The 13831-nt window shown below is 69.1% G+C and carries 15 protein-coding genes; 9 read left to right on the plus strand and 6 right to left on the minus strand.

Going from position 1 to position 13831, the window contains the following annotated elements; translation table 11 throughout:
- Positions 1–112: 112 nt before the first annotated feature.
- A complete protein-coding gene (locus ACYVKA_RS15390; RefSeq protein WP_460706763.1) occupies positions 113–1279 on the minus strand; it encodes an FUSC family protein in 1167 nt (388 codons plus the stop codon).
- Positions 1280–1394: 115 nt separating this feature from the next.
- On the opposite strand from ACYVKA_RS15390, the gene ACYVKA_RS15395 reads away from it, so the two are divergent.
- The 6 genes from ACYVKA_RS15395 to serA are packed head-to-tail and all read left to right on the plus strand — an operon-like array spanning position 1395 to position 7627.
- The gene (locus ACYVKA_RS15395; protein ID WP_460706765.1) at positions 1395–2912 is read left to right on the plus strand and encodes an ABC transporter substrate-binding protein; all 1518 of its coding nucleotides are present in this window, start codon (positions 1395–1397) and stop codon (positions 2910–2912) included.
- 3 nt (positions 2913–2915) lie between these two features.
- Positions 2916–3878, plus strand: coding sequence for an ABC transporter permease (locus ACYVKA_RS15400; protein ID WP_460706767.1), 963 nt, complete (start codon positions 2916–2918; stop codon positions 3876–3878).
- On the plus strand, positions 3875–4714 hold the full coding sequence (locus ACYVKA_RS15405) for an ABC transporter permease (protein ID WP_460706769.1): 840 nt from the start codon (positions 3875–3877) through the stop codon (positions 4712–4714). Before ACYVKA_RS15400 ends, ACYVKA_RS15405 begins: the two co-directional genes overlap by 4 nt.
- Positions 4715–4750: 36 nt before the next feature.
- The gene (locus ACYVKA_RS15410; protein WP_460706771.1) at positions 4751–5581 is read left to right on the plus strand and encodes an ABC transporter ATP-binding protein; all 831 of its coding nucleotides are present in this window, start codon (positions 4751–4753) and stop codon (positions 5579–5581) included.
- The gene (locus ACYVKA_RS15415) at positions 5578–6396 is read left to right on the plus strand and encodes an ABC transporter ATP-binding protein (protein WP_460706773.1); all 819 of its coding nucleotides are present in this window, start codon (positions 5578–5580) and stop codon (positions 6394–6396) included. Before ACYVKA_RS15410 ends, ACYVKA_RS15415 begins: the two co-directional genes overlap by 4 nt.
- Positions 6397–6439: 43 nt before the next feature.
- Positions 6440–7627 carry a phosphoglycerate dehydrogenase gene (gene serA, locus ACYVKA_RS15420; RefSeq protein ID WP_460706775.1) on the plus strand — a complete coding sequence of 396 codons (1188 nt, stop codon included), beginning with the start codon at positions 6440–6442 and terminating at the stop codon, positions 7625–7627.
- Positions 7628–7700: 73 nt separating this feature from the next.
- Here serA and ACYVKA_RS15425 read toward each other — a convergent pair whose 3' ends face one another.
- The 4 genes from ACYVKA_RS15425 to ACYVKA_RS15440 form a co-directional block, all read right to left on the minus strand.
- Entirely contained in the window at positions 7701–8507 is an 807-nt protein-coding gene (locus ACYVKA_RS15425; RefSeq protein ID WP_394275892.1) for an inositol monophosphatase family protein, read from the minus strand.
- 30 nt (positions 8508–8537) lie between these two features.
- Positions 8538–9530, minus strand: coding sequence for a ribosome small subunit-dependent GTPase A (gene rsgA / locus ACYVKA_RS15430; RefSeq protein ID WP_460707121.1), 993 nt, complete (start codon positions 9528–9530; stop codon positions 8538–8540).
- Between the two features lie 23 nt (positions 9531–9553).
- Entirely contained in the window at positions 9554–10876 is a 1323-nt protein-coding gene (gene aroA, locus ACYVKA_RS15435) for a 3-phosphoshikimate 1-carboxyvinyltransferase (RefSeq protein WP_460707123.1), read from the minus strand.
- Positions 10877–10960: 84 nt separating this feature from the next.
- On the minus strand, positions 10961–11644 hold the full coding sequence (locus tag ACYVKA_RS15440; RefSeq protein ID WP_460706777.1) for a DoxX family protein: 684 nt from the start codon (positions 11642–11644) through the stop codon (positions 10961–10963).
- A 155-nt stretch (positions 11645–11799) separates the two neighbouring features.
- Between ACYVKA_RS15440 and ACYVKA_RS15445 the strand changes: the two genes are divergently transcribed.
- The 3 genes from ACYVKA_RS15445 (at position 11800) to ACYVKA_RS15455 (ending at position 13631) form a co-directional block, all read left to right on the plus strand.
- Positions 11800–12570, plus strand: a complete 771-nt coding sequence (locus tag ACYVKA_RS15445) for an SOS response-associated peptidase (protein WP_460706779.1) — start codon at positions 11800–11802, stop codon at positions 12568–12570.
- A 103-nt stretch (positions 12571–12673) separates the two neighbouring features.
- Positions 12674–13369, plus strand: coding sequence for a sigma-70 family RNA polymerase sigma factor (locus ACYVKA_RS15450; RefSeq protein WP_460706780.1), 696 nt, complete (start codon positions 12674–12676; stop codon positions 13367–13369).
- A complete protein-coding gene (locus tag ACYVKA_RS15455; protein ID WP_394275888.1) occupies positions 13362–13631 on the plus strand; it encodes a zf-HC2 domain-containing protein in 270 nt (89 codons plus the stop codon). Before ACYVKA_RS15450 ends, ACYVKA_RS15455 begins: the two co-directional genes overlap by 8 nt.
- Positions 13632–13724: 93 nt before the next feature.
- Here ACYVKA_RS15455 and ACYVKA_RS15460 read toward each other — a convergent pair whose 3' ends face one another.
- The gene (locus tag ACYVKA_RS15460) at positions 13725–13799 is read right to left on the minus strand and encodes a 50S ribosomal protein bL37 (protein WP_394275896.1); all 75 of its coding nucleotides are present in this window, start codon (positions 13797–13799) and stop codon (positions 13725–13727) included.
- Between the last annotated feature and the right edge of the window lie 32 nt (positions 13800–13831).

The following is a 13831-nucleotide window of genomic DNA, read 5'->3' on the forward strand; positions in this document are numbered from 1 at the left end:
GAACCAAGCTCAACAAGCGGGCATCTTGAGGTGAGTCAACGACCCGACCCACGCGGGCATCTTGACATGAGTCAACAGGATCGGGCCGTGCGGGCGCCATCTGCCAACCACGTCAGTCCATCTCGGGCACGAGGGAACGGGCCTCGGCATAGCTCATCCCGGTGAGTTCCAGCAGGTCGACCAGCATCGAGCGGGCCTGCGCCAGCACGACGATGCCCGACATCGAGCCCTGCACGCCCATCTGGGCGGTGGCACGGGCCACCAGTTCGATGCGCCCCCGAGCCCTCGACGGCAGACGGCGGGCCGCCAGCTCCTGGGCGCAGAAGTCGGTGACGTCGGCCAGCTCGTCGAGCACCCTCAGGTAGGGCTCGGGCACCTTCTCGTCCCGCCAGGTGGCAATCGTCGCCCGCCGGGCCAGCACCCTGAGGTTGCGCAGCAGCCGGTCGAGCGGGGCGACGATCTCGGCGATCGCCTGGACGTGGTCGCGCTCGGAACGCAGCAGGGGCGAGTAGCGGGCCACCGCGACACCCTCGTTGGCGGCCTCGACGAGCTGGGTCAGCTCCCGCTCCGTGTCGCGGGCATGGCGCAGGGTCACCGAGGCGGCCTCGGCGTCACCGCTGGCCAGGGCCTGGCGCGCCTCCCGAAGGGTCCGCGAGACCTGTTGCAGGACGGCGGCGGCCTTGCGGCGCGGCTTCTGCACCGGGCTCGTCGGCGCCACCAGTGCGAAGAGCAGCGCGAGGCAGCACCCCAGCAGCGCGTCGGCCCACCGGCTGAAGCCCTCGTCCGGGGCGGGCATCAGTGTCATCACGGTGGCTGCCTGGATGCCGGCCTGGTTGATCATCAGCGGTTTGGCGTTGAACCAGGTGGCCACGCTCATCGCCACGAAGCAGACCAGCATGATCTGCCAGGGGCCGGTGCCGACGAGCATCACGAACAGGTCTCCGGTCATCACCCCGATGAAGACGCCACAGGCCACCTCCACCACGCGGGAGACGCGCTGGCCGAAGCTGAAGCCGAGGCAGATGATCGCGGCCACCGAGGCGAAGAAGGGCATGGTGTGCCCCAGCAGGTGCTGGCCGAGGAACCATGCGGTGCCGGCGGCGACCGAGATCTGCAGGATCATGAACAGCCGGGAACGCCAGCGCTCGACACGCCGGTGCTGCTCGTCCCTCGCCAGCCCGACGGCATGTTCCGACAGGTCGAAGGCCCGCAGGGCGACCTTGCCCACCAGGCGCGTCGGCCTCGTGGCCCGCGCTGAGGGGGACTGGCCTTCGGCCATCAGGGACTCCTTCGTGGGATGTGGCGTCGTCGGGGCCGGCGGCTGCCCCGTTGTAGAGTCTTACCAGCCTGGGCGGCCGGCCCGGGCACTCCGTCACATCTGCAGGAGAACACGCATGGCATCCTTGGGCAAGGGCGCACTCGCAACCGCGACGCTGGTGGCACTGGTCAGTGGTTGTTCCTCGACGGGGCCCGACCCCCAGCAGCAGGAGCAGGCGCGCAGTCTCGTGATCGGCGCCACGGCCCAGCCGGAGTCCATGGATCCCACCACCCAGAGCGGCGCCGCGATTCCCCAGGCCCTGCTCTACAACGTCTACGAGACGCTAGTGAAGATCGACGGCACCGGCGAGCTGAAGCCGCTGCTGGCGCAGAAGTGGACGGTCTCGCCCGACCGCCTCACCTACACCTTCGACCTGCAGCCCAAGGCCCACTTCTCCGACGGCGACAAGGTCGACGCGAAGGCCGTGGTGGCCAACATCCAGCGGATCCGCACCGACAAGCGAGTGGTCGGGACACTGAAGCAGGAGATGTCCGGCGTGGTCAGCGCCACCGCCACCGATGCCGACACCGTGACGGTCAAGCTGAAGACCCCCTCTCAGTCCTGGCTCTACGCGATGGCCTCGCGCGCCGGCATCATCGCCGACCCCGACTCCTTCGCCACCCTGTCGAGCAAGCCCGTCGGCTCGGGCCCCTTCGCCTTCGGCGCCTGGAAGCGGGGCGAGTCGGTGCGCCTGGACCGCAACAAGTCCTACTGGGGCACCCCGACCCACTTCGAGACGGCGACCTTCCGCTACTTCGCCGACGCCAACTCGATGAACTCCGCGATGCTGTCCGGCGACCTGGACATCATCAGCGACCTGACCGCCCCCGAGTCGGTGGACCAGTTCTCCGACACCTCGCGCTACACCGTCACCGAGGGCACCAGCAATGGCGAGGTGGTGCTCGGGATGAACCAGGGCAAGGGTGGCAATCCCGCGCTGAAGAAGCGCGAGGTGCGCCAGGCGATCCGCCACGCCATCGACCGCAAGGCCCTGCTCGAGACGGTCTGGGCCGGCAAGGGCACGATGATCGGCTCCATGGTGCCGCCCACCGACCCCTGGTATGAGGACCTGTCGAAGGACTACGCCCATGACCCGACCAAGGCCAGGGCCCTGCTGAAGCAGGCAGGAGAGTCCAACCTGACGCTGCGGCTGCGCGTGCCCACGCTGCCCTACGGTCCCGGCTCGGCACAGTTCATCTCCAGCCAGCTCAAGGCCGTCGGCATCACCGCCAAGGTCGAGGAGCTCGACTGGGCCCGCTGGCTCAAGGAGGTGCACGACGACGGCAACTACGACATGACGATCGTCAACCACGTCGAGCCGCGCGACATCGACAAGTTCGCCGACCCCGCCTATTACTGGCACTACGACAACCCGGACTTCCAGAAGCTCATCGCCCAGGCCGACAAGGCCGACGACGAGCAGTCGGTGGAACTCATGAAGCAGGCCGCCAGGACGCTCAGCGACGACGCGGCCGCCGACTTCCTGTGGCTCTTCCCACACATCGTAGTGACCAAGGCCGACATCAGTGGTGTGCCGGCCAATGCCACCAGTGAGAGCTTCGACCTGACCACCGTGGCCTCCCGCGACGCCTGATCCGTGAACCGCGGAACACGCATCGCCAGCAGGCTCGGGGCCTTCGCCCTGAGCCTGCTGGTCGCCTCACTGGTGATCTTCTGCCTGGTCAACCTGCTCCCGGGAGACGTCGCCACCACCATCCTGGGCGACCAGGCCGACCCGGCCTCGCTGGAGGCGCTGCGCGTCGAGCTCGGGCTCGACCGTCCCTGGCCGGTGCGCTACCTGGAGTGGCTGGGCGGCATGGTCACCGGTGACTTCGGCACCAGCACCCGCACCGGTGAGGGCGTGCTGCACATGATGGCCCCCAAACTGGCGGTGACGCTGTGGCTGGTCGGCCTGGGCATGGTCGTCTCGCTGCTGGTCGCCGTTCCCGTCGGCATGGTCGCCGCGACCCGTCGGCGCCACTGGAGCGGCAGCCTCATCTCGGTGCTCAGCCAGCTCGGCATGGCCGTGCCCGCCTTCCTGGCCGGCATCATCCTGGTGGTCGTCTTCGCCGTGCGGCTGCGCTGGCTGCCCGCCAACGGCTACGTCCCCCTGACCAGCGATCCCGTCGAATGGGCCCGACGGATGGTGCTGCCGGTGCTCTCGCTCGCGCTGGTGCAGGCCTCAGTGCTCACCCGCTATGTGCGCAGCGCCTTCGTCGAGGTGCTGGGCGAGGACTGGTTCCGCACCGCCCGTTCCGTGGGCTGGACCCGAAGGGCGGCCATGGTGCGCCACGGGCTGCGCAATGCCGCGCTCAGCGTGGTCACCGTGCTCGGGCTGCAGCTGTCCACCCTGCTGGTCGGGGCCATCGTGGTGGAGAGCGTCTTCGCCCTGCCCGGTCTGGGACGGATGCTGCTGGACGCGGTCAACCAGCGCGAACTGGTGCTGGTACAGGCCATCGTGATGCTGCTGGTGGCCGCGGTGCTGGTGATCAATGCCTTGGTGGACCTGTCCTACCTGGCCATCGACCCGCGCCTTCGCCGTACCCGGGAGGGGTCATGACCGGCGCTCGCCCCGGCAGGGGCAGCCGCATACAGCTGTGGACCGGCGGCGTGATCGTCGCCGTGGTGGTGCTCACCGCCCTGGTCTCACTGGTCTGGACCCCGCACGACCCGACCCTGGTGGATCCGGCCCATCGGCTGCGTCCGCCCGGCTGGCCCTACCTGCTGGGCACCGACTCGATGGGGATCGACATCGCCAGTCGCCTGATGGCCGGTGCGCGCATCTGCTTGCTGGTGGGTGTCGTGTCGGTCTCCCTGGCAGCCCTGGTGGGAGTGCCGCTGGGCATGCTCGCCGGCATGCGGCAGGGATGGCTGGGTCGTCTCGTGGTGCGCATCACCGACATCCTCTACGCCTTCCCGGCGCTGCTGCTGGCCATTCTGCTGGCCGCCGCAGTCGGGGGCTCGACGACCACCGGCATGGTGGCCATCGGCATCGCCACCATTCCCGTCTTCACCCGGATCAGCCGTGCCGCCTGCCTGCAGGTGATGGAACAGGACTATGTGCTGGCCGCCCGGGGCTGCGGCACCACCTGGACCACCATCGCCGTGCGCCACGTCTGGCCCAACATCGCGCCGCTGGTTGGTGTGCAGGCCTCGGTGAGCTTCGCCATGGCCATCCTCGCCGAGGCGGCCCTGAGCTACCTGGGCCTGGCCACCGCCATCACCACGCCGTCCTGGGGCCGGATGCTCTACGAGGCGCAGAGCAAACAGCTGTTCAGCCATCCCGAGCAGGTCGTCTGGCCGGGCCTGGCGATCGCCCTGGCCGTGCTCGGCTTCAACCTGCTGGGCGACGGCCTGCGCGAACTGCTCGACCCGCGCCTGAGGGAGCTGTCATGAGCACGAGGGAGCTGTCATGAGCACGAGGGAGCTGTCATGAGCCTGCTCGACGTCAGCGACCTGACGGTCACCTTCGGGCGACGCCGGGCGCCTGCAGTCCAAGGGGTCAGTTTCAGTCTGGACCCGGGTGAACGACTGGGCCTGATCGGGGAGTCGGGTTCCGGCAAGAGCGTCACGGCCCTGGCCCTGATGGGGCTGCTGCCCGACAATGCGCAGGTCTCCGGCAGCGTGGAACTGGCCGGGCACCAAGTGCTGGGGGCCGGCGATGCCGAGCTCTCGCGGCTGCGCGGCGACCTGGTCTCGATGGTCTTCCAGGAGCCCATGACTGCCCTGGACCCGACAATGGCCTGTGGCCGCCAGGTGGCCGAGGTGCTGCGTCTGCACCAGGACCTGCCACGCGGCAGCGCCCGCCAGAAGGTGGTGGACATGCTGCAGCGCGTCGGCCTGCCGCGCGAAGAACGGGTCGCGGATGCCTACCCCCACGAGCTGTCGGGCGGGCAGCGGCAGCGGGTGATGATCGCCATGGCCTTGGTCAACTCTCCCGAACTGGTGATCTGCGACGAGCCCACCACGGCCCTGGACGTGACGGTGCAGGCCAAGGTGCTCAGGGTGCTCGACGAACAGCTCGACCAGGCCGGGGCCGCCTGCCTGTTCATCTCCCATGACCTCGCGGTGGTGAGCCAGATCTGTGACCGGGTGATGGTGATGTGGCAGGGCCGAGTCGTGGAGCAGGGTCCCATCGATCAGGTGCTCGGCGATCCCCAGCACGGCTACACCCGCGGGCTGGTGGCCACCGCACGCCTGGACCAGGCCGTCCCCGGCAGCCGCCTGCCGGTCATCGAGGACTTCTGGCAGGAGAAGCCATGAGCGGACCATCGCAGCACCTGGTCGAGACCATCGCCCTGGACAAGGTCCACGGCCGTGGCCCCGACGCCGTCCACGCCGTCAAGTCGGTGAACCTGACCGTCGACTCCGGCGACCGACTGGGGATCGTGGGGGAGTCCGGCTCGGGCAAGTCGACGCTGATCAGGATGATCGCCTGCCTGCAGCGGCCCACCAGGGGGCAGGTGCGTTTTCGGGGACGCGACGTGTCCGGCCTGCCGGAACGGGAACTGGCCGACCTGCGCGCGAGCGTCCAGATGGTCTTCCAGGACCCCCGCAGCTCGCTCAACCCGCGCATGCAGGTGGGGGAGATCATCACCGAGCCGTTGCGCAGTCCGCTGCTGCGCCAGCGAGGCGACGTGCCCGTGGAGCGGGGCGCCCGCCTGCGCGAGGTGATGGAACAGGTGGGTCTGCCGGCCGGCAGCGAGCGACGCTACCCGCATGAGTTCTCCGGGGGGCAGCGCCAGCGCATCGCAATCGCCCGCGCGCTGGCCCCCAAGCCAGAGGTGCTGATCGCCGACGAACCGGTCAGCGCCCTCGACGTCTCGGTGCGTGCCCACGTGCTGAACCTGTTGCACGAGTTGGTCGACGAGTACCGGCTGACCATGCTCTTCGTCTCCCACGACCTCACCGTGGTGCGCCACGTCTGCGACCGTGTGGTGGTGATGAAGTCCGGCGAGCTGGTGGAGCAGGGCCGCGTCGAGCAGGTCTACGACCATCCCCAGCAGCCCTACACCCGTGAGCTGATGGACGCAGTACCGCTTCTGGACCTGCAGCGGCGCACTCGTCCAAGCAGGTGAGACGCGCCTCCCGTTTCCTGCCCGGCCCCCTAGACTGCCGCGGGTGAAAGCACTCCTGCTCGAGAACATCCACAGCGAAGCGACCCGCATCCTCTGCGAGGCCGGCGTCGAGGTCGAGACGCGCTCCGGCGCCCTGGGTGAGGACGAGCTCATCGAGGCCCTGCAGGGCGTCGAGCTGCTCGGGATCCGCTCCACCACCAACCTCACCGAGAAGGTGATCAAGGCCTGCCCGCAGCTGATGGCGGTCGGATGCTTCTGCATCGGGACCAACCAGGTCGACCTTGCCGCAGCGTCGGCGGCCGGCATCCCGGTCTTCAACGCCCCTTACAGCAACACCCGGTCCGTGGTGGAGCTCGCGCTGGCCGAGATCATCACCCTGGCGCGACGCCTGGGCGAGAAGAACCAGATGATGCACGGCGGTGTCTGGAACAAGTCGGCCGAGGGCTCGCACGAGGTGCGGGGACGCACGCTGGGCATCGTCGGTTACGGCAACATCGGTGCCCAGCTCTCGGTGCTGGCCGAGAGCTTCGGCATGAGCGTCATCTTCTACGACCTGGTCGACAAGCTGGCCTTGGGCAATGCGCGGCGCTGTGACAGCCTGGAGGAGCTGCTGCGCGAGGCCGATGTCGTGAGCCTGCACGTCGACGGACGTGGCGCCAACAAGGACTTCTTCGGCGAGGAACAGTTCGCCCAGATGAAGGACCGCGCCATCTTCCTCAACCTCGCCCGTGGGCACGTCTACGACGTCGACGCACTGGTGCGCCACCTCGACAGCGGCCACCTGGCCGGTGCCGGCATCGATGTCTTTCCGTCGGAGCCCAAGAAGGCGGGCATGGCCTTCGAGTCGCCGCTGCGGGGACGCCCGAATGTGGTGCTCACCCCGCACGTCGGCGGCTCGACGAAGGAGGCGCAGGTGGACATCGGCCGCTTCGTCGCTGGCAAGATGCTCGACCACCTGACCACCGGCGGCACCCAGATGAGCGTCAACGTGCCGCAGATCGCCCCCGAGTCCTTCGAGGGCACCCGCGTACTGCACATGCACCACAACGTTCCCGGCGTGATGGCCCGCCTCAACCAGGTCTTCGCCCAGCACGACGGCAACATCACCTTCCAGACACTGGCCACACGCGGGCACCTGGGTTACGCCATCACCGATGTCAGCGGCAGCCATCCGAATCTGGAAGGGGAGCTGCGCGAGCTGGACGAGACGGTCTGGGTGCGCGTCATCTGACCCCCCCGAGCACATGGCGGCGGCCACTCCCCACGGGGAGTGGCCGCCGCCATTGGTCTGGGGTCAGCCCGGCTCAGTGCTCGTCGCGGGCCAAGGCCTCGACGGCCGCCTCGTGCAGCTGGCCATTGGTGGCGATCGCCCCCGGACCCTTGACCCCGTCGAGCCCGTCGAGGTTGGTGAAGCGTCCGCCGGCCTCGCGCACGATGATGTCGAGCGCGGCCATGTCGTGCAGCTCCAGGTCGGGTTCGCTGGCGATGTCGACGGCCCCCTCGGCCACCAGCATGTAGCTCCAGAAGTCGCCGAAGGCACGGGTCCGCCAGCTGGTGCGCAGCAGGTTCACGAAGTGCTGGCCGCGGCCCGAGGTCATCCACCCGTCCAGCGAGGAGTAGCTGAAGGAGGAGTCCTCCAGGCGCGAGACCTGCGAGACGTGGATCGGCTGGCCCTTGAGGAGTGTCTTGCCGGCATAGGCTCCGTCGCCCTTGCTGGCCCACCAGCGACGACCCAGCACCGGGGCGCTCACCACGGAGGCCACCACCTCGTCATTGACCATCAAAGCGATCAGGGAGGCCCACACCGGCACTCCCCGCACGTAGTTCTTGGTGCCGTCGATGGGGTCGATCACCCAGCGTCGGGGCCCCCATCCGGTGTCGGAGCCCTCCTCGCCGTGCACCGCGTCGCGGGGGCGCGCCTTCGCCAGGGTGGCCCGGATGGCCTCCTCGGTGGCAACGTCTGCATCCGAGACGGGCGTCATGTCGGGCTTGGTCTCGATCCTCAGGTCGCCCGAGCGGAAGCGGCTCATGGTCAGCGAATCCGCATTGTCGGCCAGCAGGTGTGCCAGTCGGAGGTCGTCGGTGTAGTTGTCACGATTGAGGGGGGCCATGGATGTCAGCCTATCGTCAGGGTGCGCCGCTCACAGCTCCCAGTCCCGCAGGCGGCCGGCCATCCACATCCGCCGGTAGCTCGCCAGCCGCTCAGGGGCCAGGCGGCCCTCGTCGACGGCTGCGTCCAGTGCGCACTCAGGGTCCTGCGGCCCGTGCTGGCAGCCGCGCGGGCAGGCAGCGGTGAGCGACTCCAGGTCGCCGAAGGCGGCCAGCACCGACTCCGGGGTGACGTGCTGGAGCCCGAAGCTGCGCACGCCGGGGGTGTCGATCGCCCAGCCCCCGTCGGGCAGTTCGAGCGCAATCGCAGAGGTGGAGGTGTGCCGGCCGCGGCCGGTGACGTCGTTGACCACGCCGATGGAACGGTTCACGCCCGGGATGAGCGCATTGACCAGGGTGGACTTGCCGACGCCCGAGTGGCCGACCAGCACACTGACCCGGTCGCGCAGCAGTTCGTGCAGTTCGGCGAGGTCGCTGCCGGGTTCGGTGACCACGATGGGCACGTCCAGGGGGCGGTAGGCGGCAACGAGCTCGTCGGGACTGGCCAGGTCTGCCTTGGTGAGGCACAGGATGGGCTCGATGCCGGCATCGAAGGCAGCCACCATGATGCGGTCGATCATGCCGATCCTGGGCGGCGGGTCGGCCAGGGCGGTCACGATCACGATCTGGTCGGCATTGGCCACCATCGGACGCTCGAAGGGGTCGGTGTCGTCGGCGGTGCGGCGCAGCACGGTGGTGCGCTCCTCGGCGGCGACGATTCTGGCCAGGGTGCCTTCCTCGCCGCTGATGTCCCCGTCCAGGCGGACGATGTCACCGACGATGACGCCCTTGCGCCCCAGCAACCGGGCCTTCGTGGCAGTGACCATCACCTCGCCGGTCTGGCAGCGGTAGCGTCCACGGTCAATGGTGATGACGCGCCCCAAGGGCAGGTCCGAATAGTCGGGACGGTCCTTGGTGCGGGGGCGGGTGCGCTTGCGGGGGCGGTCGAAGCTGTCCAGCGCGTCACTGCGCAGGTAACGGCCCATCGCGCCGCGGATGGCCTTGGGGCTCACCGGTCCACCTCCTGGGAGCCGGACAGCATCTGCTGCCAGCTCTGGTCGAAGTCGTTGATGGTCTTGCTGGTGCAGGCCACGTCGTCGACAGTGCAGCCGTCGACGACCAGTCCGAGCAGGACCGCCGTGTGCACGATGCGATGGTCTGCATAGGAGCGGAAGTCGGCGGCGTGGAGGCCCTCACCGGTCAGCCCGACGCCCTCGACGACCAGGCCGTCGGCGGTCTGCTCGGCCTGGACGCCGACGCGGCGCAGCTCGGCCTCGAGGGCTTCCAGCCGGTTGGTCTCGTGGCCGCGGATGTGGGCGACGCCCCGGATCGTGGTGCGTCCTGTTGCCAGTGCGGCCAGGGCAGCGACCACGGGGGTCAGCTCGCTGGCCTCGTGCAGGTCGATGTCGACCGCGTGCAGGTCGCCGGTCCCGGTGGCCGTCAGCTCGCCGTCCCGCAGCGCCACGTCGGCTCCCATCCGGGCCAGGACCTCACGCACCATGTCTCCGGGCTGGGTGGTCTCCCGCGGCCAGCCGGCGACGGTGACGCTGCCACCGGCGATCGCGGCGGCGGCGAGGTAGACCGCGGCGCTGGTCAGGTCCGGCTCCACCAGCTGGTCCACGGCGACAACGGGGCCGGGCAGCACCTGCCACAGGCCCGGCTCGGTCTCGGTCACCTGGACGCCGTGCTCCCGCAACATCGCCACCGTCATGTCCAGGTGAGGCCGGCTGGGGGGCTCGGAGCTGTCGGGGGCCCTATGCCGCAGCACCAGGCCATTGGGCAGGCGGGCGCCGACCAGCAACAGGCCGGAGATGAACTGGCTGGAGCCGCTGGAGTCGATGGTCACCTCACGGCCCTCGAGCATCTCCGGGCCGGTGACGGCACACGGGATCGTGTTGCCCTCCACGGTGGCGCCCAGCAGTGCCAGGCCGTCGAGCAGCGGCGACAGTGGACGGTGGCTGGCCTCCGGGTCGCCGACGAAGACGGTGCGGCCCACGGCGAGTGCGGCCAGCGGCGGCACGAAACGCATCACCGTTCCGGCCAGGCCGCAGTTGATCGGCACGGGTGCGGCGGTGAAGCGGTCCGGGGGAGTGACCAACCACTGCCCGGGCTGCTCCTCGACGGCGACGCCCAGCGCGCGCAGCGCATCACGCATCAGGCGGGTGTCGCGGGCGTCGAGCCCGCCCCGGATGGTGCTCGGATCCTCGGACAGGGCCGCGATCACGAGGGCCCGGTTCGTCTCGGACTTGGAACCGGGCACCTGGATGCGGGCATGCAAGGGCCCTGGCGCGATCGGAATCGGCCAGGGCCCGGCATCATGGGTGGTGGACATCATCTCAGGCATGCCTGCGGGCGTGTGGTTGGTCACTGGCGCATTCTTGCAGCCCACCCGGATGTCGGCACGGCAGGTTCACCGTCAGGACAGCAGCGACTCGATCTGGCTGGCGAGCTCGTCGGCCTTCTTGGAGCCCTGCTTGGTGAGCTGCTTGGCCTTCTTCGCGCCCTGCTTCTGCAGCTTGGCGGCCTGCTTCTCGAGCTGCTTGGCCTGCTTCTTGGCCTTGCGCTTGTTGGACGGGCCGGTCAGCTGCTTGGCCTGCTTCTCCAGGTCCTTCTTCTCCTTGGAGGCGGCCTTGCTGATCGCGGCAGCCTGCTTGGAGGCGCGGTAGCCCAGCGAGGGCTTGCCCTGGGTGTCCTGGCTGGCCAGCAGGGTGGCGCCCAGCAGGGCCACATTGCGCAGCATCACCGAACGTGCAGCGGTGCGATCCTCGGCGGAGGCGCCCTTGGCGGGTCGGGAGGCCAGCACGTGCGGCACCATCGAGGCGCTCAGCAGGCTGGCCGACAGGCGACGACCCAGACCGGTGGCCAGGCCCAGGCCGCCCAGCACCTGGGCGGCGCCGGTGGCGCGGACCAGCGACTTGGTGTCCTCGGGAACATAGCTTGCGACGCTCGGCGGGGCGATCCGCTGGGCCAGCGGCACCACCTTGCGTGCGATCGGCTCGGCGTCGGCGACCAGCTGGTCGGGCCTGGCCGCGGCCTTGGCGCCGTTGACGACGAAGAAACTGGCGAGCATGGTTCGCCCGGCTGCACGAGTGAGAGTCATGCCTCCTTCCTACCGTTCCTCGCGGCACCACGACAAGGCATTGCGCACAGGGCGAAATCAATACGGGGCGAAATCAGTACGGGGCGAAATCAGTACGGGGCGAAATCAGTACGGGGCGAAATCAGTTCTGGCCACGCACGGCTAGGTTGGTCGGCATGTGTGGTCGCTATGCCGCCTCGGCCAGTCCCGAGGAGATGATCGAGGTCTTCGACGTGCAGCAGGTCGTCGACGACCCGGCGTTGCCACCGCTGCGCCCCCGGTTCAACATCGCCCCGACCGATCCCGTGGCCGCCGTGATGGACCGGCGCTCGAGGCAGACCGACGAGGTTATGCGCACCCTGGCCCGTCCTCGGTGGGGGCTGGTTCCCAGCTGGGCGAAGGACCGCAGTGCTGCGGCGCGGCTGATCAATGCCCGGGTCGAGACCGTCGCCGAGAAAGCCTCCTTCCGCAAGGCCTTCGCCACGCGTCGCTGCCTGCTGCCGGCCGACGGCTACTACGAGTGGCAGCGCACACCGGCGACCGACGGGGGACGGCCGGGCAAGCAGCCTTGGTGGATCCAGCCGGTGGAGCGGGCCGGCGAGCCGCCGTGGATGGTGATGGCTGGGCTCTACGAGTTCTGGCGGGACCCCTCCCTGCCCGATGACCATCCCCGGGCATGGCTGGCCACCTGCACCATCATCACCACCCAGGCCAATGACGAGCTGGGCCGCATCCACGACCGGATGCCGGTCCAGGTGCTGCGCCGGGACTGGGACGACTGGCTCGATCCGGCACTGGTGGACCCGCTGGTGGCCCATGACCTGCTGCACCTGCCAGGGCCCGGCGAGATGACCTCCTGGCCGGTCTCGAGCGCGGTGGGCAATGTGCGCAATGACTCGCCAGCCCTGCGCGAGCCGATGGCGCTCCAGCCCGGCCTGCTGGAATAACCGAGCACCACGGTCCGTTGTGAGGCTCATGGTGATGCTTCTCGACAGACCCGTGCCGGTGACTGACGCCGTGTCGCGGCGTAGTTCGGTACTGTCATCAGTGATGACTCTTCCAGGTGCCACCCATGACGGCCTGGACGCCGATGGCGTCCAGGGTCCCAACGACGGCTCCATCGACAGCACCGTCGACGAGCTGGAGGCGGTCCTCGCAGCCGAGACCGACGAGGAGCGGGCGGAACGTTTCGAACGTGACGCCCTGGTCTACCTCGACCAGCTCTACGGTGCTGCGCTGCGCATGACGCGCAACCCCGCCGATGCCGAGGATGTCGTGCAGGAGGCCTATGCCAAGGCCTTCAGCTCCTTCCACCAGTTCACCCCGGGCACCAACCTCAAGGCCTGGTTGTACCGGATCCTGACCAACACCTACATCAACAGCTACCGCAAGCAGCAGCGCCAGCCGAAGACCACCGGCGGTGCCGACGTGGAGGACTGGCAGCTCGCCCAGGCGGAGTCGCACACCTCCACCGGGCTGCGCTCGGCCGAGATGGAGGCGCTGGACCGCATCCCCAACGGCGCCGTGCTGGAGGCACTCAACGAGCTGTCCGCCGACTTCCGCCAGGCCGTCCTGCTGGCCGACGTCGAGGGCTTTTCGTACAAGGAGATCGCCGAGATCATGGGGACCCCGATCGGCACAGTGATGTCGCGGCTGAACCGCGGCCGCGCCCAGTTGCGCAAGAAGCTCGTCGAGCACGCCGCCGACCAGGGTATTGCCGCCGCGAAGGAGGCTCGCAATGACTGAGCCCCACAGCCACCACGCCTCCGAGGACGACCTGATGGCGTGCAGCCGTGCGCTGGGCCAGGTGCAGTCCTTCCTGCACGGTGAACTGCCGGAGTCGGATGCCGATGAGATCCGGCACCACCTCGCCGCCTGCGAGCGGTGCATGGACGACTTCGATGTCGAGCAGGCCATCAGCCACCTGCTGCGGCGCTGTCACCCGCCGGCCACTGCCAGCAGCCAGCTGCGCATGCGCATCGTCCAGATGCGTGTCGAGTTGCGCTGAGCCCGCGCCCCATCGGTGCGGCCCGGTAGCCGCGAGACATGACAGGAGCCCCCGACCCAAACGGTCGGGGGCTCCTGTGTGGTCTGCGCGGAATCAGGCGTTGGGACGCTTTCCGTGATTGGCGCTGTTCTTGCGGCGAGCGCGGCGCTTGCGTCCAGTCTTGCCCATGACGACTCCTCTGAGGTCTCGTTGACCGGTGA

Source organism: Luteococcus sediminum, assembly GCF_054783495.1.